This is a genomic window from Streptomyces murinus, assembly GCF_002154555.1.
Lineage (GTDB): Bacteria > Actinomycetota > Actinomycetes > Streptomycetales > Streptomycetaceae > Streptomyces > Streptomyces murinus.
Genome location: NZ_MUNF01000543.1, coordinates 858 through 1,418 on the forward strand (window position 1 = coordinate 858; position 561 = coordinate 1,418).

Annotated in this window: 1 protein-coding gene and 1 pseudogene; both read left to right on the forward strand. The window is 69.0% G+C overall.

Annotated elements, in window-relative coordinates:
- A pseudogene (locus CCN72_RS40880) lies at positions 1-201 on the forward strand (MarR family transcriptional regulator); the annotation flags it as partial.
- 88 nt (positions 202-289) lie between these two features.
- On the forward strand, positions 290-561 hold a 272-nt coding region (locus CCN72_RS40885), incomplete at its 3' end, for an MFS transporter (protein ID WP_483027283.1).

Sequence of the window (561 nt, forward strand, 5' to 3'; positions counted from 1 at the left end):
CAGGCGCAGCTGGACGAGCTGTCCCGGCGGACCTCTCAGCTGCTCGCCGAGCGGCTCGGTGACTGGACCGACGACGAGGTCGGCCAGCTCATACGGCTGATGACCCGCCTGCGCTCGTCGTTCGGCGACTGCCGGACCCCCGCGGCCCGGCCGCCCACCCCCGTAGTCGAAGAGACCACCCGTACACCCGCAAGCACGTAAGAAAAGGAAGCCCATGGCAACGACCACACCAGCCGGTGTGCGGGCTCACGCCAAGCACGGGGGAGGCTCCTCGGCGGGCGACGCCCCGATGACCCACCGCCAGATCATGGAGGCGCTCTCCGGCCTGCTGCTGGGCCTGTTCGCCGCCATCCTGTCCTCCACGATCGTCACCAACGCACTGCCGACGATCATCAAGGACCTCGGCGGCGGCCAGTCCGCGTACACCTGGGTCGTCACCGCGGCCCTGCTGGCGATGACCGCCTCCGTGCCCCTGTGGGGCAAGCTGTCCGACCTGATGAGCAAGAAGGCGCTCGTCCAGATATCCCTGGTCATCTACGTGGCCGGCTCGATCATCGCCGG